This window comes from Melioribacteraceae bacterium (assembly GCA_035362835.1).
GTDB lineage: Bacteria > Bacteroidota > Ignavibacteria > Ignavibacteriales > Melioribacteraceae > DSXH01.
In genome coordinates, this window is the sequence record DAOSDY010000002.1 from 161,741 (window position 1) to 183,693 (window position 21,953).

The window sequence follows — 21,953 nt, forward strand, 5'->3', positions numbered from 1 at the left end:
TATATGAGAATTAAAACTTCAGTCGTTCTTACTCTTCTTTTATCATTCAATCTTTTCTCACAGAAGGGGGAGAGCCGTTACGACTCGGCTCTTAATTTATTCAACGAAAAAAATTATGCCGCATCTTACCAGGTATTTAAGTCGATTGCAGACGGCCTGAATTATGACGACCTGAAAAGGTCAGCTTCACTTTATTATTCTGCGGAATCGTTACTTAAAATGGGACAGCTTAACGGGGCTGCTTCAGAGTTTGAGTCCTTCCTGAATTTATATCCGCTCTCGACCCTTAGGGAGGATGTCCTTTACAAGCTTGGTACAATTTACTATCATACCAGTGAATTCCGTAAAGTCCGCGATCGGTTATATCAGCTGCTGAACGAATTCCCGTCCAGTTATTATAATGGTCCGGCTTATTACTGGATTGGAGAAGCTTTCGCGGCAGAAAATAAAAATATAGAAGCTGAAGAAGCTCTTAAAGAAGCAATCTCAAGAAGAAACTTGAATGATTATATTGTTCACAGCATCTATGCGCTGGGGCGGCTATATGAAAAAACCGGAGAGTATAACGATGCCGTCTCTCACTATGACGAAATCCTAGCCTATTATAAAAACAGTCCTCTGGCACCAAGTGCCCAATTGAGAATCGGTATCTGCTATTTTATTCTGAAAGAGTACGACAGCGCGGTTCTGGAGCTTACAGATCCTCTTATTAATTCACTCCCGGCTGATGAATTGATAGATGCAAAATATTTTCTGGCTAATTCCTTCGTAAGATTGAAGGATTATAATAATGCAGCAATGATCTATGAGGAGATCCTCTCCGGCAGAATTGAACAGAATCTCAAAAATAAAATTAATTACAGCCTCGGCTGGATCAAATTTCAGACTTCGGAATATGAGGAGGCTTTTAAAATATTCAGCGACCTGGCAGTTGCCGCAGATGACACTCTTTCAATTCCCGCACTTTTCTGGAGCGGAGAGAGTAAAAGATATCTGGGCGATGTAAACGGTGCGAATGAGATCTATAAGAATTTTCTGGATCGATATCCGGACCATCCGCTTGCATCCCGCGCGCAACTGGGAAAAGGCACTGCCTTCTTTACTCAGAATCAATCTCAGGAAGCTGAATCTACTCTCATTCTTGCCTCCCGTTCAGGCGATAATCTTACTAAAGGAAAAGCATTCACTCTGCTTGGTGAAATGAAATTGAACCGCCATGAATTTTCCGACGCTAAAAATAATTTTAGCCAGGCAGTCAGGTTCTCCTCAGCCGATAAGAGTACACTCGACCGCTCCTCGCTCGGACTCGCAGTCTCAGAATTTTATCTCGGCAATTACAATGAAACTGTTGCAATTCTCGAAGCTCTAAAAAAGAGATCGTCGGAATTCGAACCCGGTAAAACAAATTTCTACCTTGCGGAAGCATATCTGATGAGAGGGGAGTATTCCGCTTCAATTAAACATTATAACATGATTGCTTCTTCAGATGAAGAGTTGCGCAAACCCTCTATTTACGGCAAGGCATATGCTTATTTCAATATGAAGGATTTCCCGAATGCCATCTATTACTTTAATGAATATGTTACAAAATTCCGGAATGATCAGAATATCAACGACGCTAAACTGAGACTTGCCGATAGCTATTTCGGCATAAAGAATTTTGAAAGAGCAAGCCAGATCTACCGCGAGCTCTTTGCAAACGACCGTTCCGTTTTGAATGATGACCAGACTTATTATCAGTATTGCCAGTCTCTCTTTAAAGCGGGGAGATCGAACGATGCAATAAAAGAATTCGGCAATCTTCAGCAGAGATTCCCCCGGTCCAGATATGCAGATGCTTCACAGTATGTTGTTGGATGGATCTATTTTCAGCAGAGCAATTTTCAGGAGTCGATCGATAATTATCTTGAGCTTCTAAAAAAATATCCCGGCTCGCAGCTTAAACCGATCGCTTATTATTCTATTGGCGATGCTTATTTCAATCTGGGCGATTATCAGTCCTCAATTGATTACTATAATAAAGTCTTAACCGAATTTCCTTCCACCCCTTACATCCTGGATGCAGTTAACGGAATTCAGTATGCGTTCCTGGCACAGGATCGTGCCGATGACGCGGTCGGTTTTATAGATCAGTTTGTTGATTCTAATCCCCGCTCCAGATTCGCCGATCAGATCTTTTTCAAGAAGGGCGATATCTATTTCAGCTCCGATAATTATGAGAATGCAATTCAGTCATATACGGAATTTGTTCAGAGATTCCCGTCTAGCTCTTTAGTCCCTAACGCCTATTACTGGATCGGCAAAAGCGCTTCAATCCTTAAAAGGGAATCTGAAGCTATTGAAAATTTCAGCAAAGTCCTCTCCTCAAATCTGAAGTCCGATATCGGTATCTCTGCCGCAATTGACGCTTCCAATATTTATGTAAATCAGAAACAGTTCGACTCTGCCGTCAATGTTCTTAATACTGCAATTAACGCGCAACCGACATCAAACAGAATCCCCGAACTACTCTATCTGCGGGCATTATCCGAAATAAAATCGGAAAAACTTCAGGAGGCGTATGCAACACTCGATCAGATAGTTACTTATTACGAAGGGACTGTCTTTGCTGCTAAATCCAAAATTGAACTCGGGCTGCTCGAATTCAACCGATCAAATTTCGAAAATGCGTTGATCTTATTCAGAGAGCTTGCGGAAAAACGCCTGGATGATATCGGCGCCCAGGCCCAGTATCAAATCGGCTTGATCTACTTTGAACAGAATAATCTAAATGATGCAATTACCGCTTTTGTACGTGTCCGTTCCGTCTATTCAGGTTTTGATGAGTGGTATACAAGATCATTAATGAAACTCGGCGATTGTTACGTTAAGTTGAACGATAAAAAACAGGCAAGAGATATGTACAGGGCTGTTATTAACAGACATAAAACAGGTGAACTTGCTCAGGAAGCTAACAGGAAATTAAAACAGCTATGAAAAAATATCTGATATTTTTATCCGTATTATTTCCGTCTCTGATTTCTGCACAGCAGGAACAGAAGAGTATTGAACTCCCGGATTTTGTAATTACCGGACGGCAAAGCGTTGAGGTCCAATCGGCTCAGAAAAAGAAACCTGAATTAATCGCTACTCTCTCTCAGGATTTTTTTACACCCTATTATTCACCAGAAGAGCTTCCACTTCTCATTTCTTCGGATCCTCTGCAAATAATACCGCCGGTTGCTTCGGATGATCAATACTCCGGAAGACTCTACTTTGGTGCCGGAAGGTATACGCTTCCGTTAGGCCAGTTGTCACTTGGTAAATCATTCGGGAATTTTTTGCTCTCGGCCGACATTTGGGGCCATAATACCCGCTCATATATTCCGGATGCCGGTTATAATACTTCCGGTGCTTCGCTTAACAGTAAAGCTTTTATCGATACAGATTCGGACCTTTTCTCGGGAATGATTGTTTCATTGGGAGGCAGATTCTGGCGCGATAATTATAAGTTCTTTGGTTCAGTTAATCCTCTGTATGAAAGGAAAACAAACAGGGCTGCTGCGGCTCTCTTGATCAGTAACGATTACGGACGCCTGTTCAATTTTAATTTCGGCTTGAATGCTGATTTCCTTTCTGTTACAGAGACGGATCTTATAGAAAGAATCCTTTCTGCCGATGCCGGATTTAAACTGAGATTGGGCAACCTGATTATCGGTGCCGACGGAAAATATCAGAAACAGCTCCTTAATAATAATATGAGCGGTATTGATGATTACGGCTTTTACAATTTGGACGGACATTTGAGAATTTCTCCTTCAAGTTCTGTAATTCTGCTTGTTGGTGCCCGGCTTGCCGGAAATTCCGCAAATTCTTTTTTCTCGCCGTTCGGATCCATGTTGTTTAATATTGATGATGGTCTCTACATGACTTTAAATTTCGATCCGCGTGCTGAGAATAATACGCTGAAAGACTTTATCAGCGGTAATATCTATATGATGAACAATATTACGGATAATGTTTTTACCGAAGTTAAGTTTGATTTGAAGGGATCGCTCAATTATGAATATAAAAAACTGTTCTCAGTTTCCGTTTGGGGAGGTTATGCAGCATCCGACAACTATCTCTATTTTGAGGATATTATCCTTAAAGGATTTTTTGATGTAATGAGTGCTAACAGTGTTAAATCAATCTCAGGCGGTTTAAATGTTCTTGTTCACCCGAATCTTCTGGGATATCTCTCAGGCGAATTAAAATACCAGAACATTAAAGATGGTAATGATAATTACATCCCTTATAAACCCGAATTCTTCGCATCAGTTTCATACGGATATGATTTTTCTTCCGGTATCGGAATCAAATTAAAATATCTTTTTGCGCAGAATGTTTACGCGGATCGGCTTAATACAAGGCCGCTTGGCTCATATTACAATCTTGCAGCAGGAATAAGTTACAGATTGTTAAATAACTTATCTTTGTCTGCGGACTTTCAAAACATCATGAATCGAAGTAATTTTGTATTCGACGGTTATCAGGAAAAGCCGTTAGATTTTGTCATTGGTGTTGAATACCGATGGTAGTTTTGTTTAACTGAAAAAGACTTTAAATGACGATTTCGGATCTCCAAAAAAGAATTGCCGAGGTTCTGGGAGTTTCAAGTTCCGAGAAAGAACTTGCATTCAATATCCTTATCCCCAAAATTGCTGATAATCTCGAAGCAGACCTCACGTTGAAAATTCCCCGCATCGGATTCTTTCAGCTGAAAGAGGGGGAGGATATAGATAAAACTTCTCTTATCTTTACACCGTTTTCCGAAGATGTCTCTAAAAGTACAAGAACACTTTACCTCACTATCGATGTGCCAGGCAGATCGAAGAAAGATCCCGATAGCGATGCGGATGTATTCAGTATTGGAGTCGGCAAACCGCTTATTCCTCTTTCAGATAAACTGAACCCTCAATCCGAATCCGAAACTTCTTATATTATTCTTAAAAGATCCATCGAGGAACGGGTTAACGAAATTATCACTGAGTCGGACAACCTTCCCAATTTCAATATCTGGGATGATTATTATGAATCGCTCGACTCAAATCAAAACGATTTTGACAGTCAGTCTAAATTAACTGAACTTACATCCGACCTCGAATTCAAGGAGGATATTATTGCCGAAGAGATTACCAATAATCTCCTCGAACTGGATTCTCCGAAAGATGTGTCAACCTCTGATGAATTTGAAACCGCTCTTCCGGAACTTACTCCAAGCGATCTTCTTGAAGATTATGATGTCCCCGGAATATTGAATGATATACCGGAAAAAGACTCAACCGGAGAAAATGAATTAAATGAAGATACCGGAATTTTAGAAATTGATAATTCATCTGTAGAAAATTCCACCTCTTCAGAAGATTTGCAGGAACTGATTAAAGACTATGAGGACGAGAAATCAGAAGATATTGAATTCAATAAACTGGAAAAAACAGAGACATCTAAAAATACAGATCCGGATATTCCTGAAGAAACACTGACTGATCAGGTCGATTCTATTATCCTGCCCGATGAAGATGAGGAAACTTTCCTTGGTCTAAAGAAAAAAGTTGTAGACAATATCGATTGGAACTGGGGAGATGAGTTGAAAGAGGAATTAGGACCCATTCACGATGATGATGAAAAACCTCTATTCGAATTTGATGATGATGATTCGTTTGAAGAAGATGATTCCCGCAAAGACCTTTTTAAGACTGCTAAACCGTCTTCAACCCGGTTATTCGATCAACTCGAAGATTCTATAAAAAAAGAATTGGCAGAATCCGATAAGGAAACAGCGTATATTGAATATACTGCGCCGCCTCCGCGATATGAATTTGTTGAAGACAGAAACTTTCCTGAAACAAGTCCCGAACCGGATTCCTATCTGCCTGAAGCAACGCCGCCAACCCGTGAGTATGAAGAATATAACAAAGAGAAATATTTCAGCAGGAACTTCCTCCTTATTTTCGGGGCTTTCATTCTAATTGTTAGTCTTATCGTTTATATGCTATTACCCAACAGGAATCAGAATCAAACCGATCAGACTCTCCCCGTTTCTACACAGGATTCAATAGTTTCCGGACAGTTACAGGCGTCTCTGCCGGTTGATACAGCCACTTTTGTTGAGGATGAAATTAGTGATTTCCCGAGAGTTGCTTCATTACCGGTTATGGACAAGGATGCCAAATCCGGTGCTCCGACTCAAAAACCTGTTGTAACAAATCCTCCTGCACAATCTAACAGAACAAATTCACAGGGAGATTTGTATAAATCACCAGTTAGCGAAACACGAATAGGAAGTTCTATTTACTACGACGGAACGAATTACAACGTTCAGGCTTCTTCCTGGAGGAACAAAGAGAAAGCGGAACTGGAAGTAAAACGGTTAAGAAACCTCGGGCTTAATGCCTTTATTTTGGAAGCGTATCTCCCTCAAAAAGGAGGTACATGGTATCGTGTCAGGATTGGGCAATTTAAGACGAAGGAAGAAGCTGAATCATTTGAATCACAGAAAAATTTTTGAAATTAATTAAGAAGGGATTTTATGGATCTACTCTCAATATTTGTTAAAGGCGGCTTTTTAATGTATTTCATCCTGGCCAGTTCAATAGTCGCTGTTGCAATTGCTATTGAAAAATTTATTGTTCTTAAGAAAGCAAAAATTAATGTCCCTGCTTTCCTAATCAAATTGAGGGGATTAATTAAGAAAAAAGATCTTGAAGGTGCTATCAGTTATTGTATGCAGGAAAGGACCCCCGTTTCGAACATTGTGAAGAAAGGATTGAAAAAAATCAGGTTCGGGCATCAAAGAGTTGTCGAAGCTATTGAAAGCGCGGGACGGCAGGAAATCAGTAAACTTGAAAAGGGATTATCGATCCTTGCATCTGTTGCAGGCATTGCGCCGCTACTCGGATTCCTCGGTACAGTTACAGGTATGATCGGCGCTTTCATGAAAATTCAGGAACTACAGGGATCTGCCAATCCTGCCGACCTGGCAGGAGGTATCTGGGAAGCTCTTATTACAACTGCCTTCGGTCTTATAGTTGGTATTCCGGCTCTTGCACTCTACAACTATTTTGTAAGTAAAATAAATAAAATGGTTGTTGATATGGAAAGAATCTCGAACGACCTGATCGATATGCTCGATGATACAGCCAGAAATGTAACTAATGACGAAGACGACGAATACAATTTATAGGTGATTAATGAAATTCGAAACATCAAATAAACCGTTAAGCATTTTTGCGTTCTCGTCCTTAACCGACATTGTTATGCTTCTGCTGATCTTTTTTCTTCTTACTTCTCAGTTTGTAATTCAGACCGGGGTAAAAGTTAAACTTCCGGGAGCTCAGAATAATGAACAGGTTTCTCAGGGCCGCATGGTCGTTACTATCAGCTCTCAGAATCGTGTCTTTCTCGGTTCCGAAGAGATTGGTATTGATAAACTTGCAGGCCGGCTCGAAGAGTTGAAAAAAAACAGCCCCGAGAATAATCTGATTATCCGCGCGGATAAAACCGTTCAGATCGACCTGATTATAAGGGTTCTCGATGCTGCAAAGGGAATAGGGATTGATAAATTTACAATAGAAACAGAAAAGATCAGTTACTGATGACAGAGAACAACGTCAGAAATAAATCCTTTGTATACTCAATCGCGCTCCATGTAGTTTTTATTATTCTTTTTGCCTTCATCAATTTTTCGGTCGGTATGGAGGAAGAGGAATATGTTACTATTGGGTTCGGCAGCGGATTAAGTATGGGCAGTGCCGGACCGGTTGGGCAGGATCCTGTTACTGAAAAAAATCAACCTCAACCCGAAAAGCAAAAACCGAAATTGGAAGAACAGAAAAAAGTTGATCTCCCCAAATCCTCAACTACTGATAAAGAAAATCTTATTACTGAAACGGATAAGAAAAAAGAGAAGGACAATATCAGCGACGAAAAAGTAAAGCCTCTTTCACAGGATGATTCAAAAACGAAAGGAACCGAACAGGTTGGAGAGGGTGAAGGCGGATTCGGATTTGAAATCGATTTCGGCGGGAAAGGAATGCGTAAAATCTACAGCTACAATCTGCCCGAATACCCTGAAGGTGTATCGAAGGAGATTGATGTGCGTCTCAGGTTTACAATTATGCCCGATGGTACAGTAGGAAAAATATTCCCTCTTATAAAAGCCGATGCCCGTTTGGAACTGGCTGCAATTAATTCATTGAGACAATGGAGATTTGAACCTCTTCCGCAGAATGCGAAACAGATAGACCAGACTGTGATTATTACTTTTCCGTACCGGCTTCAGTAGGTTTTTCTTCCCTGTAGTAAAATTTGTAAAAGAAATACTCAACTATTGAAAGAAGTGTAAGCGAGATTGTGTCTGCATTGAACTGAATCCCTAAACCCTTGCTTTCGAAGAAAATTTTTACCACCGAGGTCGATATCGACCACCCGACAGTAAAAAGAATAATAATCAATGCCAGATTTATGAAAGCAGTGGAGAGTGAATCATCCTGCCATTTTTTTGTGAAGATGTAAAGCATAAACATCAGATGTCCGAAAAATATTAATGCCGAAATCATAATTACATTTTGTCCCGGTTGTTTAGTCTCTGATTGATTACCTGAGCTCCTACAAGTCCGCCGATTGTACCTACAATCGAATTAACTACCGCATTATTAATTATCATCGATAGAGCATAAACTGGTGAAAAACCGTATTGTATGATGTCGTTTCTTACGCCTTCGAATAATGAGATTACCTCCGCTTGCAGTGCTTCAGAAAGTGGAAAATTGTTTATCATTCTTTGAAGTTCAGGCATCATCGTAACTATATCATTGTTCTTTGTAACAAGGGTTATCATAAGGTCGAATACTGTTCCGAATAATGCCGCATATAAACCGGTAAATAATCCGAACATCGCCCCTTTCTTAGCGGAAATTTTCTCCATAGAAGGATTAGCTCTTTTGTCCAGTATTAATGCAATAAATGAGGCTACAGGTACTATGAGACAGCAGACAAAACTTTTTGCTACCGGCACAACATGGAGAACACCCGATCCGAATCCTGCCACAAATGAGGAAATATATTTTTTCAATCTCTTTACCTGAACTTTAGTTCCGAAATTAATTTTTCTAAACCCTCGCAAAGATATAAAAATAGAATTGAACCGGAAAGGAAACCTGTTGTAAATGCAGTCGTTCTGGAATAGTTGTATAATCCGGCCATCACCATTGAAACATCAAGCAGCATTGGAGCCATAAAAATAAACAGGAGTTTTAAATTCGATTTCAATTTCCATTTGTAAAAAAGAAAAATTGTTGAGAGAATTAATAGTCCGGAATAGATCCCGGTACAACGTGCACAAACAAGACTGGTACCCGATCCTGTGTCAATCAGTTTCTGAGGGTCCTGGTGACAGACAAGTGAATATGCCTGGTGTACAAACGGATATCCGTAAATAAGCTGATTGAAATGACCTATAAAGGATTCATAAAAAATTCCTGCAGTCCAGATTAAGATTGCTGCATATAATATGATCCGGTATCGAAGCGCCAATTATTTTTATTCCGGAGTTTTATAGATCTGAATTCTGTTCTCTGTTAGAACATATAGTCTGCCGTTATAAATAGATGCATCGATTGCCTTTTCTTCTAATGGTAACGTAAAGTGTTTTATTTCATTCATGTTGTTATTCTCACCGTCATTAAATATTCCAATAAATCCATCGCCGGTAAGAATAAGTGAATTAGAGGAAAAATTTAAATTAGTAATTTTTTTAATCTGCTTTGTCTTACGGATCAAATTACCGAACTGATCAAAGATTACAAGGTCATCCGAATCAATCAGAAATATCTGGTTCGCATTATTGATCGTAAATACTGATGGCTTATTTAGAATAAACGAACCCGACTCGAATCCGCCGATCTCTGTAATAAATTCTCCTCTGAAATTAAATTTCAGAATTCTTGAGTTATCGGTATCCAGAACGAAAAGATCCCCCTGCGAGTTTACACCGACTGCCCCGGGATATCTGAATTGAAATCTTTCGTTCCTTTTCTTTGAAGAAATCTCGGATAGGTAATTCAGATCCTTATCAAATATCTGTATCCTGTCGTTATTTCGGTCGGCTGCATAAACATTTAATGTATTGGCAAAAATGTCCGAAGGATTGTCGAATGATGAAGCGGACCATCCGTAACCACCGATGCTTTTAAGTATATTTCCTAAAGTGTCGAGCTTAAAGATTTCATTAGTTCGCGAGTCCGATACAAATATAAATCCACTCTGGTTAATCGATATTGAAGATGCGGATTGGAATGAACCGATCTCTCCTGAATAGATGAGTTCCTGGGATTTTACCGGTAAAGGTGCAATTATAAGTAATATTAACAGGTAGATTTTATACATACTTACCTAAAGCTGAATATTATGCCGAAAATCATAATTAATTATTTAGGCACACTTTCTGTAATATTTTACTTAATTAAAATAACTGAATTTATTAAATTTACCCAGGACGAAAGTCCTAAAAAACTTGATCGAGGAAAAAATGCGTAGAAAAACAGCTTTTCTATTAGCAAGTCTGCTCTTAATCTCATCCTGTAAACTGATTGAGGATGAATCAAACGGTATTACCGATCCTGAAGAAAGCAGTACCAGCTCGGTTAAAGTCCTTCTGCCAAACGGAGGCGAAACTTTGATGGAAGGTTCCTCCTATGATATTAAATGGACTGCAACAACTAATTCAAAAATCAGAATTCAATCAACAATTGATAACGGGGCTACCTGGTCCCTTGTTGCAGATAGCTTATCAAACACAGGAACATTCTCCTGGTTTCCAATTCCCAACTCGATTTCGAGTCAGTGCAAAATCAGGGTTACAACTGTCGATGGCTCTGCCTCCGATATGAGCGACGCGATTTTCAGTATTATTAAAAATAGTAATGAGAGTTTGAGAATTACTTCCCCTGTCGGAAATGAAGAGTGGGAAGCCGGTTCATCAAAACAGATAAAGTGGTTCAGCTCAGGTATCGACTCTGTTCGTCTTGAATACACTACTAATAACGGTAATACATGGAATCTTATAACAGTTGATAAAAGAAATACCGGCATCTATTTCTGGGAGCCTGTCCCGAATACTCCGTCTACGCTTGCAAAAATCAGGATCAAAGATGCAAAAGACGGAACTCCGTTTACCGAAAGCCCTAGTACGTTTAATATTATGCCTGAACCGTTGATCACTGTGAAATTCCCTAACGGAGGTGAAAATATTGATATCGGATCTTCCATGAGAATTGAATGGATATCCGAGAATATTCAGAATGTATCAATCTCCTATACAACCAATAACGGATTTAACTGGAATGTAATTACAAACTCTACCCCGAGTAACGGATTTTATGTATGGACTCCGGTACCCAATATTAATTCGCAACTATGTAAAATTAGAATCGCCGATGCTCTAGACAGCGAGCCAAAGGATTTATCGGACAATACATTTTCGATTAGTGAAATTGAGAGTAAAACGATAACAATAAAATCGCCTAACGGCGGCGAAAGCTGGGAGGCTGGAACCGCTGAGCAGATTACATGGTTCAGCAGTACCGGTATCGATTCTGTCTACCTTGAATACACCACCGATAACGGAAACAGGTGGAATTTTATTGGTAAGGATACAAAAAACACGGGTATTTACTTCTGGGAACCGATACCTAATACACCTTCAACATTAGCTAAAGTGAGAATCAGGGAAGCTAAAGACGGATTAATTGTTGATGAAAGCAACACAACTTTCAATATTCTTCCAGAACCGGTTATCCGGGTTCTTGTTCCAAACGGAGGAGAATCCTGGCTGGCGAATACTTCACAGAGAATTGAATGGATCTCGGAGAACATTGAAAACGTTAGAATTGCTTACACAACTAACAACGGGGCCAACTGGACAACTATAGTTGAATCAACTCCCAGCATTGGATTTTACAACTGGGTTCAGATTCCTAACGTCAATTCTCAGAACTGCAAGATCAGGATCTATGATGCTCTTGACGGCGAACCGAACGATGTCTCTAACGGTGTGTTCAGAATTACTAACCAGATTGTAAAATCTATTCAGGTACTTAGTCCTAACGGTGGGGAAGAATGGGAAGCCGGCAGCAAACAGAATATTACTTGGAGTGCTACCGCCGTTAACAAAGTAAAGATTGAATTGACAATCGATAAGGGATTAACCTGGACTACTCTTGTAGACAGTATTGCAGGGGGCGCTTATGAATGGAGTCTCAATGAGAACCTGAATTCCACTCAGTGCCAGATTCGAATAAGCGATTCAAGGGATCCGGCAATCTCTGATGTAAGCGACGCTGCATTTAATATTATTCCGAGAAAATATATCTACGTTAACGAACCGCGCGGCCCGCGGGTATTCAAGGATAGCGATCTTATTGAAATTGCATGGGAATCTTCGGGAATAAAAAATGTCGGCATCAAATACACATGGAATAACGGAGTAGCCATTTACCCGGATGTACCCGCATTTACAACTCTTGTCGACAAAATGGCCAACCAGGGAAGATATATGACGAGCTTTACGATTCCTTCCGATAAATATTATGTTGTAGTTTATAATGCTGATGATGGAAGTAACGGATCGCCGAGTGCAAGAAGTATTGGAAACTTTACAATTGAAAAAACAGAGCCCGCCTCTATCTCAATTCTCAGTCCTGTAGAAGGTGACGAATGGTTAACAAGCGATCCACAGAAGAAATTCTCATATGAAATTAAATGGCGGAGTTATCTAGTAGACTCGGTTAAGATTGAGTATTCATTAAACGGAGGTGCTTCCTGGAATACTATAATTGCAGCACACCCGAGCAACGGATTATATAATTGGATTATGCCGGAAAATGTTGAATTCAGATCTGATAATGCTTTAGTTCGTATCAGCAGCACAGTAAATCCATCTGTCTTTGCTCAAACTGCAGGTCATTTCAGTATTCATCCTCAGAATAAACTATTGAGATGGTCGTTCCCACTGGGTGGTGAATATATTGCATGGCGTCAGACATCACCTACTACAGTAGACATAGATACATTAATCACCTGGCATTCTGCCGGAATTTATAATGTAGACATTGAATATACCGATGATAACGGATTAACATGGTTTAACATTGTTCAGAATTACAGATCAACCGGAGCCTACAATTGGGTTATTCCGGCGGTACAGCCCTCAACACTTGCGAGGTTGAGAATTATAGATGTAAGCGCGGATGCAGGAGCTTCTCCAATGACGGATTTGACTTCTCAGGTATTTAATCTTCAGATATTGAAAGCCGGGGCAGTCATACTGATTGATGAAAAATCACCGATTTCAAAACCGGGAACAATAAGGGAAATAAAATGGGCAGCTGCAAATGATATTAGTTCTGTCTCCCTGGAGTATTCGATTGATGGCGGTATGAAATGGACCACTATAGAAAGTAATATCTCCTCAATACCCGGGGTTGTAAATACTTATCGCTGGAAAGTACCGGAAAATAATTCAAAAAATGTTTTTATTAGAATTTTGAGTGGAATTAAATCAGTAAAATCAACTAAATTTAGGATAGAAAAATAAAAGTCTTTGCCCCGTGGTGTAATTGGCAACACGTCTGACTCTGGATCAGAAAAGTCTAGGTTCGAGCCCTAGCGGGGCAGCTCAAGTGCCGGTCATCTCGATCGGCTTTTTTATTCCTTCAGTTTTGCTATAACAAATTAAAGGTCTGTTATGAAAACGCGCCAACTTGGAAAAAATGGTCCGCAACTCACAGTTGTCGGATTCGGTGCCTGGGCCATAGGCGGGCCATGGCAGTGGGGATGGGGTGAGGTTGATGATAAGGAATCGATATCAGCAATTCATACCGCAATTGAAAATGGTATCAATTGGATTGATACTGCCGCCGTATACGGATTCGGTCATTCTGAAAAAGTTACTGCAATTGCTGTTAATTCAATAAGAGATAAAGTTTTTATTGCAACAAAGTGCGGAATGGTTAATGACGGCTCCGGAAATGCTGTATTTAACAACCATCCAGATAATATCAGAAAAGAATGCGAAGATAGTTTGAGAAGGCTTAATACCGAGTATATCGACTTGTACCAGATTCACTGGCCTGATGAAAATGTGGAAGTTGAGCGGTCCTGGGAAATGATGGTCCGGCTTAAAGAGGAAGGGAAAGTAAAATATATCGGTGTGAGTAATTTTGATGTTCCGCTTCTCGAACGATGCATGAAAATTGAACATGTTCAATCGCTTCAGCCGCCGTTCAGTATGCTGAATAGAAAAGTTGAAAGCGAAATTCTTCCTTACTGTCTTGAGAATGGAATCGGAGTGGTTGCATATAGCCCAATGCAGGCCGGACTTTTAACCGGGAAATTTGATATCAATAGATTAGCACCCGACGATTGGCGACAGCGCGGATCTCATTTCCGTCAGCCTTACTTAAATCAAGCTCTAAAGTTGGTTGAAGAGTTAAGAGACATTTCAGATAGAAAAAACTGTACCGTCGGTAATCTTGCTGTTGCGTGGGTTCTTGCAAATCCCTCGCTTACATCGGCTATTGTTGGCGCACGGAATCCTGAACAGGTAAGAGAAAATATTATTTCGGCTCAGGTAGAACTTTCTGATACTGATTTGAATGATATCGGCAGATTGTTAAACGAATCAGGATTATAAACTTTTAGTAAGTTTAACTATATTTGAATCATAAAAAGTTTTGTTGGTTCTTTAATGGCGCGTTCGTCTAGTGGTCCAGGACGCCGCCCTCTCAAGGCGGAGATCACGGGTTCGACCCCCGTACGCGCTACAATTTTTAATCTGATTGTATTTCGCTTATTCGAAAATTCCAGGAACAAGATTTTTTAATCTCTAATAAAGTCCCGTCATTTGGCGGGAATTTTTATATTTTGAGCAGGTTTTAATTCGAATCAGAAAATGGCACGTTACGAAAAACATATTTTTGCCTGCCAGAATAAAAGAGAAGCCGGGCATCCAAGAGGGTGTTGTGCAGATAAAAATTCGCAGCAGATTCTGGATTATTTGAAGAAACGATTGAAAGAGTTGGGCCTCAATTCAAAAGTGAGGGCGAATAATTCAGGCTGCCTTGATGCCTGTGAATTCGGCCCAGTTGCTGTTGTTTACCCGGAGCAGATATGGTATGGTCATCTATCGATCGAGGATGTTGAGGAAATTATTCAAAGTCATCTTATTAATAATCTCCCCGTTGAAAGATTGATGATCAAAGACAAGAGGTTCGATCAGTGAAAATTGAACCGGAAGAAAAAAAGAGAGCCCGTAAAATTTTTGATATACTCTGGAAAAAATTTCCTGACGCTCAGCCCGCTCTCGAATATAAAAATCCGTTCCAGTTGCTTATCGCAACTATTCTATCTGCGCAGTGTACCGATGCGAGGGTTAACATAGTTACTCAAACTCTTTTTAAAAAATACAGAAATCCTTCGGATTACCTTGAAGTTTCCGGACGTGATCTGGAAAAAGATATTTTCTCTACAGGTTTTTACAGACAGAAAGCAAAAAGTATAAAGAACTGCTGCAAAATGATTATTGAAGAATATAACGGTAAGGTTCCGCGGAATTTCGACGAGCTTATAAAACTTCCAGGAGTTGGAAGAAAAACCGCTTCGGTTATTGCCGGGAATGCTTTTGGTATTCCTTCTATTGCTGTTGACACTCATGTAAAAAGACTTTCTAGTCTTCTCGGATTTATTGATTCTTCCGATCCGGAAAAAATTGAATACAGGTTGAAAGAATTGTTACCCGAAGATTACTGGATAGTTAGCGGACACCTGCTTATGAATCACGGCAGAAATACATGCATCGCCAGAAGACCGAAATGCGGCGAATGTATTATCAGCGGCTTGTGCCCCTCATTTGTAAAATTTTTAAAGGAGAAAAAATGAGTCCTGATTTTATGAGAGATAGAGAATACTGTCATGCAATCTTAAAAGAATATACAAAAAGCGACAGTCTCCTTAAGCATGCTTATGCCGTGGAAACCTGTGTTGCCGCATACGCTGAGAAATTAGGTGAAGAGAAGAACTATTGGAGTTGTGTGGCACTTCTGCATGATTTCGATTACGAGATGTATCCAACGGCCGAAGAGCATCCATATAAGGGAAAAGAAATTCTTTTGTCAAAAGGTTTTAGCGAAGAATTCTGTAATACTATTCTCTCTCATGCTGATTATACCGGTGTACCCAGGGAGACGATTCTTGCCAAGGTTCTATTTGCATGTGATGAACTTGCCGGTTTTATTACAGCCGTAGCTTATGTCCGTCCTAGTAAATCGATTGATGAGGTCGAAGTTAAGTCGGTTACTAAGAAGATGAAGGATAAAGCATTTGCCCGGGCTGTGAACAGGGAGGATATTATCAAAGGCGCCTCGGAACTTGGTGTGACGCTTGATGAGCATATTCAGTTCTGCATCGATGCAATGAAGAAAAACAAAGATCTTCTCGGACTTTAGACTGTTTTTATACTACTTTTCCCGGTAGAGATTCTATTATGAAATGGTTGCCCGTTTGTTTGAATTATGCCAAATAATACACTCTTAGTAAATTTTTAATTGACTTGACATTATAATCACTTCTTGCATAAATTTTGCAGGTAAAAACGGAGAAGTATTATAGAGAATTTGGCTACCATTACAGAATCAAAAAAAATATTTTAATTGTTATTACTAAATCTTGAAAAAGCCAAAATGAAGACCAGATTCTCTCTATTATTTCTCTTTTTTATTTTAAATCATTCCCTTTTTGCTCAGGATGTTAGGGTAATTTCTTCCAGTACCTCATCTCTAGTTATAGAATACCGTCCGGTAATTGGTGATACCGCGTTCCAAATAATCAGCGGCGAGAAATATACCGGACTTAAAATACCCGGAACTTTTATAGAGAATCTAACCCGTAGAGGACAAACTCAGATCCCCGTGCGTGAAATTAATATCGGTGTCCCGGCTGAATTTGGTAGTACAATTCAGGTAATAACTTCGGATTATACAACCTTACCCGGCAAGTACATTGTAAACCCTGAATTCGAAATTGATTCGCTTTCGACTATCGAAAAATACTATATCTCTCCGCAACCTGATGAAAATGATAATTCTGAGCTCGTTACTTTTGGCGATTTTGGCTTAATCCGTTCTTTACCGGTACAGTCAATTAAAATATATCCGGTTCAGCAGGACAAAATAAATAACCAGATAAAAGTATATAATAGAATAGTATTCAGTATTACATTCCCTCGACCTGCTTTCGAAACGGAGTTAATTAAAGAGGATTTTCTTCAGTATTCAGTTATCAATTGGGGAGTAGCAAAAAAATGGGGTCGTAGAAACGATGCAAAATTATCCAAGACGGGTTCAACACTTGCAGCAACCAACTGGTACCGTTTCGAAGCACCTGAAGAAGGAATTTACCGGATTGATAGAACAACTCTTCAAAACCTTGGAGCCGATGTAAATAATCTCGACCCGCGAACGATTAAAATCTTCAGCAACGGTGGGTATAATCTTCCAGAAAACTACATCGCTGTTTCCAACAGAAAATTTCAGGAGATTGCCATTTCGGTTACAGGAGAATCCGACGGCCGCTTCGACTCCGGCGATTATATCCTCTTTTATGGACGTGGCCCTGAATTCTGGGATTACAATCCTTCTTACAGTAAAATTATGAGAGAAAAACATTTCTACTCAAAGAAGAATTATTATTGGCTTACATTTGGCGGATCTTCGGGAAAACGTATTTCTGAAAAACCTTCACTCAATCAGGGAGGTGCTTATCAGCAGACTTTTTCACTTGCATATAAAAGCTCTGATAAAGACAGCGTTAATATCGGGAAGACCGGCAGAGATTATTTAGGGGATGAATTCAATTCAACGTCATTGAACAGAACGTATTTAACATCTCTAAATGGAATAGTTCCCTCTTCACGGATTAACTATCGTTTTCGGATGGTGAATTCCTCCGCGGCATATGTTCCATTACGTCTGGATGAAAGTAACAATCAGATCTACTCTTCAAACATTGCCGGATTCGGTTCAAACACCTATTCATACGGACAGGACCTGATCGGATCTGCTTCTTTCCAGGGAAACTTATCGGACGAGAGAAGCAATCTGAAATTTACCATCTCATCTTCTTCGCCAAGTACAAAAGTATATCTAGATTATTTTGAAATAGAGTACCGCCGGCAGTTGAGCGCGCTGAATGATAATTTCCTGCTATTCTCGAAGGATACTTCAGCCGTTCTTCAATATACTGTTGTCAATTTCTCAAACAGTTCAATTCTTGTTTACGACGTTACTGACTATGCCGGTATGAAAATTGTTACAAATACAACTATCAGCGGCGGACAGGTAACGTTCCAGATTTCTGAACAATCGAACAAGGTATCTAAGTATCTGATTGTAAATCAAAGCGGATTTAAAACACCTGTTAATGGAGCAGCTGTTACTACTCAGGATATTAGAGGTAATACAGCAGGTACCGAACTGATTATAATTACTCACAAGGATCTTCGGGTACAGGCCGAAAGGTATGCTGCTTACAGAACTTCCCAGTCTCCTGCAAAGATTACTGCATCGGTGTATTTTGTCGATGACATAATGAATGAATTCTCCGCAGGAATGCTGGATCCAACTTCGATTCGCGATTTCTTAAAATATGCTTACGACAACTGGCAGACTAAACCTTTTTACGTCCTTTTCTTCGGTGACGGTGACTATGATTACCTTAATTCAGAAAAGTTGAATAAAAATTACATCCCCACATATCAGAAACCCGAATCATTAGACAAAATTTACTCTTATCCGACCGATGATTATTTCGCGCGAGTTTCGGGTAACGATCTTAGAATCGACCTTGCAATCGGTCGCCTCAATGTTCAAAGCCTTACTGAAGCTCAGAATGTGGTCGATAAAATTATACAATACGAAACAAGTCTCGAAAAAGGACTCTGGAGAACGAACATTACTCTTGTTGCCGATGACGGTCCTCAGGAACTCGGATATAATGATGGTAGTATTCACACAAGTCAATCCGAAAATCTTTCCAACCGGAGAATCCCGCAATATTTTGACCAGAATAAAATTTATCTGGCAGCTTATCCAACTGCCATTTCCGGATTGGGGCGTAGAAAACCGGATGTGAATAAGGCAATTGTTGATGCTGTAAACAACGGCACACTTATTCTCAATTTTATCGGTCACGGAAATCCGAACACATGGACTCATGAATATGTTTTTGAGAAGGCTTCTTCTATTCCGCAACTTTCAAATAAGAATTACTTTTTTCTTACCGCCGCAACCTGCGATTTCGGTAAATATGATAATCCTGGTCAGCAAAGTTCAACCGAAATAATGATCAATATGAAAGATGCGGGAGCTATTGGTGCTTTTACAGCGGCGCGGGTTGTCTATTCTACTCAAAATGCTGCGATTAATGATTCGTTATTTTCAAATCTATTCAGATCGAGGGATGAAAATAATCTGCCGTATAGGATCGGGAGATCATATTTTCTGGCAAAACAGTTTCGTACAGAGGATAACGACGAAAAATTTCACCTGTTTTGCGATCCGACTATCAGATTGGCACAGCCCCTGCTTCAGGCATCAATCGATTCTATAAATAATAAATCGATTAATTCCACTGTCCAGATCAACGCACTTGGCGAGGTTAAGGTTAAAGGAAGAGTAATAAACAGCGACGGTACGAATTCCAATTATTCCGGCGAAGCGATTATCAGTGTTTACGACTCCGAGCGTCAATTGTACCTGAGTGAAATGAACTACTACGCTACTTTGCAGGGAGGTTTGATTTTCAGGGGCCGGACTAATGTAACTAATGGTATCTTCAATACAGAGTTTATTGTCCCCAAAGATATTTCATACGAAAATAAAAGGGGTAAAGTTTCAGCTTATGTTTTTAATCAGTCGCAGGACGGAATAGGGTTCACTTCTAATGTAATTGTTGGTGGTACGAATCCAAATGCGGTAAATGACGGGAAAGGGCCCGAGATAGAAATCTTTTTTGATGATGAATCGTTCGGAAACTCATATCTTGTCAATCCGGATTTTGTTCTGATCGCGAGAATTAAGGACGGAACTGGTTTGAATACAACCGGAACCGGTATCGGTCATAAACTGGAAGGGATTTTAAATGATGATGATAACAACTCGATCGACTTTACAAACTTTTTCATCGGCGATCTAAACTCCGGCGGTAAATCCGGTGTAATACGTTTTAAATTCTCTTCAATGCCGGTGGGGGATTACAATATTAAAGTAAAAGCCTGGGACGTATTCAATAATTTTTCTCTGCAGGAAACTAATTTCTCGGTTGTTAATTCTTTGAATGGAATTACAGTCCGCGATATTTATAATTACCCGAATCCCTTCTCTTCTTCAACAACTTTTACTTTCCAGCATAATATTGCAAGTCCCATTAATGTTAAAATAAGGGTCTATACTGTTGCCGGCAGGATGATAAAAGAAATTGAAGAGATCGATATTCTGAATAAATTTGTTAGAATTGAATGGGACGGAAGAGATAACGACGGAAATAATATAGGCAACGGAACATATCTCTATAAACTTACGGTGGAATCTTCCGACGGTAAGTATAAAGATAATGTTCTGGGAAAATTATCTGTAATTAAATAAACTTAAAGACAAAATAAAGAAATCTACTTTTATGGAGGTTATAAAATGAATAGAAGAGCCATCATAATGATTCTATGTGTACTTACCATAGGAATGGCTGAGAAAACGTTTGCTCAGGGTGAAGCAGCGGTTCCGTTTCTACTGCTGGCCCCGGATTCAAGAGCAGGTGGTCTGGGCGAATCGGGCGCTGGACTTGCCGATAATTCCGCTGCAGTTTTCTGGAATCCGGCTGGTATTGCATTCCTTACTGGATCCGAAGTTGGCTTTACTCACAGCAACTGGCTGCCGATGTTTAATCTCGACCTCTTTTATGACTATGCAACATACCGTCAGTATATAGAAGATTTAAGCGGCAGCTTAACTGCAAGCGTTACATATATGAACTACGGAGAGTTTGTTAGAACAAGTTCTAATTCTCCCGATCCGATCGGTACATTCAGATCATTCGATGCTGCATTAACTCTTGGCTATGCAACAAAGTTAAGCAACAGCTGGGGACTCGGATTCAATTTCCGGGTAATCCACAGCCGGCTTGCAGACAAACCGACCGAAGCAGAACAGGGCTCGGGTGTAGCTACTTCTGTTAGTTTTGATGTTGGCGCAATGTGGCGTCCCGAAGTTCTTGATCTTCCGCTAATCGGCGATATCGGTAATCAGTTCAGTATCGGTTTTAATCTCAGCAATATCGGTCCTAAGATTTACTACATAGATCAGGCTCAGGCCGATCCTATACCGACAAATTTCAGACTCGGAATTGCCGCCAGACTATTTGAAGACGAATACAATTCACTTACGTATACAATTGACTTCAGTAAACTTCTGGTTGATAAAGGGGAAGCGTTCAGAGGTGAGATCGATACTACCGGAACTAAGAAAAGAAAAGACTTTTATGAGTCGATCTTTACTGCCTGGTTCGACCAACCTTTCAGTGAAGAGATAAGGGACATAGTTACATCAATGGGATTGGAATACTGGTACGGAAGCGAGGCCGAAGGTTTTAAATTTGCACTCCGGGCAGGTTTCTTCTATGAAGATCCCTCGTTCGGAAACCGTAAATTTGTAACACTGGGCGCCGGTATAAGATATGAGCTATACGGATTCGATTTCAGTTACATTACTACAGATGTATTTAAAGGAAGTGAAAATCATCCTTTGAATAATACCCTCCGTTTCTCCTTGCTTATTGGATGGGGCTCTCAGGTAAAAACCGGGTCCGGTTTTCCGCGCGGAATTTAA

The 21,953-nt window shown here is 40.0% G+C and carries 17 protein-coding genes and 2 tRNA genes; 15 read left to right on the forward strand and 4 right to left on the reverse strand.

Going from position 1 to position 21,953, the window contains the following annotated elements:
• The first annotated feature begins 3 nt into the window (after positions 1–3).
• From PLZ15_07855 to PLZ15_07880, 6 genes are read left to right on the forward strand one after another with little or no spacing between them, the layout of a single operon-like run.
• A complete protein-coding gene (locus tag PLZ15_07855; protein ID HOI29665.1) occupies positions 4–2,976 on the forward strand; it encodes a tetratricopeptide repeat protein in 2,973 nt (990 codons plus the stop codon).
• On the forward strand, positions 2,973–4,559 hold the full coding sequence (locus PLZ15_07860) for a TonB-dependent receptor (protein ID HOI29666.1): 1,587 nt from the start codon (positions 2,973–2,975) through the stop codon (positions 4,557–4,559). Before PLZ15_07855 ends, PLZ15_07860 begins: the two co-directional genes overlap by 4 nt.
• Before the next feature lie 26 nt (positions 4,560–4,585).
• Entirely contained in the window at positions 4,586–6,529 is a 1,944-nt protein-coding gene (locus PLZ15_07865; GenBank protein ID HOI29667.1) for an SPOR domain-containing protein, read from the forward strand.
• A gap of 21 nt (positions 6,530–6,550) precedes the next feature.
• Positions 6,551–7,204 (forward strand): MotA/TolQ/ExbB proton channel family protein, encoded by a 654-nt coding sequence (locus tag PLZ15_07870; GenBank protein HOI29668.1) that lies wholly within the window; start codon positions 6,551–6,553, stop codon positions 7,202–7,204.
• Positions 7,205–7,211: 7 nt separating this feature from the next.
• Positions 7,212–7,616, forward strand: coding sequence for a biopolymer transporter ExbD (locus tag PLZ15_07875; protein HOI29669.1), 405 nt, complete (start codon positions 7,212–7,214; stop codon positions 7,614–7,616).
• Positions 7,616–8,305: an energy transducer TonB gene (locus PLZ15_07880; GenBank protein ID HOI29670.1), complete on the forward strand. Its 690-nt coding sequence runs from the start codon at positions 7,616–7,618 to the stop codon at positions 8,303–8,305. The genes PLZ15_07875 and PLZ15_07880 overlap by 1 nt, the downstream gene beginning before the upstream one ends.
• Here PLZ15_07880 and PLZ15_07885 read toward each other — a convergent pair.
• From PLZ15_07885 to PLZ15_07900, 4 genes are read right to left on the reverse strand one after another with little or no spacing between them, the layout of a single operon-like run.
• Positions 8,280–8,546: a hypothetical protein gene (locus tag PLZ15_07885; protein HOI29671.1), complete on the reverse strand. Its 267-nt coding sequence runs from the start codon at positions 8,544–8,546 to the stop codon at positions 8,280–8,282. The genes PLZ15_07880 and PLZ15_07885 overlap by 26 nt on opposite strands.
• A gap of 35 nt (positions 8,547–8,581) precedes the next feature.
• The gene (locus PLZ15_07890; GenBank protein HOI29672.1) at positions 8,582–9,094 is read right to left on the reverse strand and encodes a hypothetical protein; all 513 of its coding nucleotides are present in this window, start codon (positions 9,092–9,094) and stop codon (positions 8,582–8,584) included.
• 5 nt (positions 9,095–9,099) lie between these two features.
• Positions 9,100–9,555: a DUF2085 domain-containing protein gene (locus PLZ15_07895; protein ID HOI29673.1), complete on the reverse strand. Its 456-nt coding sequence runs from the start codon at positions 9,553–9,555 to the stop codon at positions 9,100–9,102.
• 6 nt (positions 9,556–9,561) lie between these two features.
• Entirely contained in the window at positions 9,562–10,407 is an 846-nt protein-coding gene (locus PLZ15_07900) for an NHL repeat-containing protein (protein ID HOI29674.1), read from the reverse strand.
• 142 nt (positions 10,408–10,549) lie between these two features.
• Here PLZ15_07900 and PLZ15_07905 point away from each other — a divergent pair, with 142 nt between their 5' ends.
• The 9 genes from PLZ15_07905 to porV all read left to right on the forward strand — a co-directional run bounded on the left by PLZ15_07905 (position 10,550) and on the right by porV (position 21,953).
• On the forward strand, positions 10,550–13,615 hold the full coding sequence (locus PLZ15_07905) for a hypothetical protein (GenBank protein ID HOI29675.1): 3,066 nt from the start codon (positions 10,550–10,552) through the stop codon (positions 13,613–13,615).
• A gap of 7 nt (positions 13,616–13,622) precedes the next feature.
• Positions 13,623–13,695, forward strand: a tRNA-Gln gene (locus PLZ15_07910).
• A gap of 70 nt (positions 13,696–13,765) precedes the next feature.
• Positions 13,766–14,713 (forward strand): aldo/keto reductase, encoded by a 948-nt coding sequence (locus PLZ15_07915; GenBank protein HOI29676.1) that lies wholly within the window; start codon positions 13,766–13,768, stop codon positions 14,711–14,713.
• Positions 14,714–14,769: 56 nt separating this feature from the next.
• Positions 14,770–14,843 (forward strand) — tRNA-Glu (locus PLZ15_07920).
• 128 nt (positions 14,844–14,971) lie between these two features.
• The gene (locus PLZ15_07925) at positions 14,972–15,301 is read left to right on the forward strand and encodes a (2Fe-2S) ferredoxin domain-containing protein (GenBank protein ID HOI29677.1); all 330 of its coding nucleotides are present in this window, start codon (positions 14,972–14,974) and stop codon (positions 15,299–15,301) included.
• The gene (gene nth, locus PLZ15_07930; protein HOI29678.1) at positions 15,298–15,957 is read left to right on the forward strand and encodes an endonuclease III; all 660 of its coding nucleotides are present in this window, start codon (positions 15,298–15,300) and stop codon (positions 15,955–15,957) included. Before PLZ15_07925 ends, nth begins: the two co-directional genes overlap by 4 nt.
• Positions 15,954–16,523, forward strand: a complete 570-nt coding sequence (locus tag PLZ15_07935) for an HDIG domain-containing protein (protein HOI29679.1) — start codon at positions 15,954–15,956, stop codon at positions 16,521–16,523. Before nth ends, PLZ15_07935 begins: the two co-directional genes overlap by 4 nt.
• A 234-nt stretch (positions 16,524–16,757) precedes the next feature.
• On the forward strand, positions 16,758–20,717 hold the full coding sequence (gene porU, locus PLZ15_07940; protein ID HOI29680.1) for a type IX secretion system sortase PorU: 3,960 nt from the start codon (positions 16,758–16,760) through the stop codon (positions 20,715–20,717).
• A gap of 45 nt (positions 20,718–20,762) precedes the next feature.
• The gene (gene porV, locus PLZ15_07945; protein HOI29681.1) at positions 20,763–21,953 is read left to right on the forward strand and encodes a type IX secretion system outer membrane channel protein PorV; all 1,191 of its coding nucleotides are present in this window, start codon (positions 20,763–20,765) and stop codon (positions 21,951–21,953) included.

Bases quoted from the DNA above. Each gene is read 5' to 3' on its own strand.
- PLZ15_07880 (HOI29670.1), top strand. From the start codon at position 7,616: ATGACAGAGAACAACGTCAGAAATAAATCCTTTGTATACTCAATCGCG.
- PLZ15_07885 (HOI29671.1), bottom strand. From the start codon at position 8,546: ATGTTTATGCTTTACATCTTCACAAAAAAATGGCAGGATGATTCACTC.
- PLZ15_07865 (HOI29667.1), top strand. From the start codon at position 4,586: ATGACGATTTCGGATCTCCAAAAAAGAATTGCCGAGGTTCTGGGAGTT.
- PLZ15_07935 (HOI29679.1), top strand. From the start codon at position 15,954: ATGAGTCCTGATTTTATGAGAGATAGAGAATACTGTCATGCAATCTTA.
- porV (HOI29681.1), top strand. From the start codon at position 20,763: ATGAATAGAAGAGCCATCATAATGATTCTATGTGTACTTACCATAGGA.
- PLZ15_07855 (HOI29665.1), top strand. From the start codon at position 4: ATGAGAATTAAAACTTCAGTCGTTCTTACTCTTCTTTTATCATTCAAT.
- PLZ15_07875 (HOI29669.1), top strand. From the start codon at position 7,212: ATGAAATTCGAAACATCAAATAAACCGTTAAGCATTTTTGCGTTCTCG.
- PLZ15_07860 (HOI29666.1), top strand. From the start codon at position 2,973: ATGAAAAAATATCTGATATTTTTATCCGTATTATTTCCGTCTCTGATT.
- PLZ15_07900 (HOI29674.1), bottom strand. From the start codon at position 10,407: ATGTATAAAATCTACCTGTTAATATTACTTATAATTGCACCTTTACCG.
- PLZ15_07870 (HOI29668.1), top strand. From the start codon at position 6,551: ATGGATCTACTCTCAATATTTGTTAAAGGCGGCTTTTTAATGTATTTC.
- PLZ15_07915 (HOI29676.1), top strand. From the start codon at position 13,766: ATGAAAACGCGCCAACTTGGAAAAAATGGTCCGCAACTCACAGTTGTC.
- PLZ15_07905 (HOI29675.1), top strand. From the start codon at position 10,550: ATGCGTAGAAAAACAGCTTTTCTATTAGCAAGTCTGCTCTTAATCTCA.
- porU (HOI29680.1), top strand. From the start codon at position 16,758: ATGAAGACCAGATTCTCTCTATTATTTCTCTTTTTTATTTTAAATCAT.
- PLZ15_07925 (HOI29677.1), top strand. From the start codon at position 14,972: ATGGCACGTTACGAAAAACATATTTTTGCCTGCCAGAATAAAAGAGAA.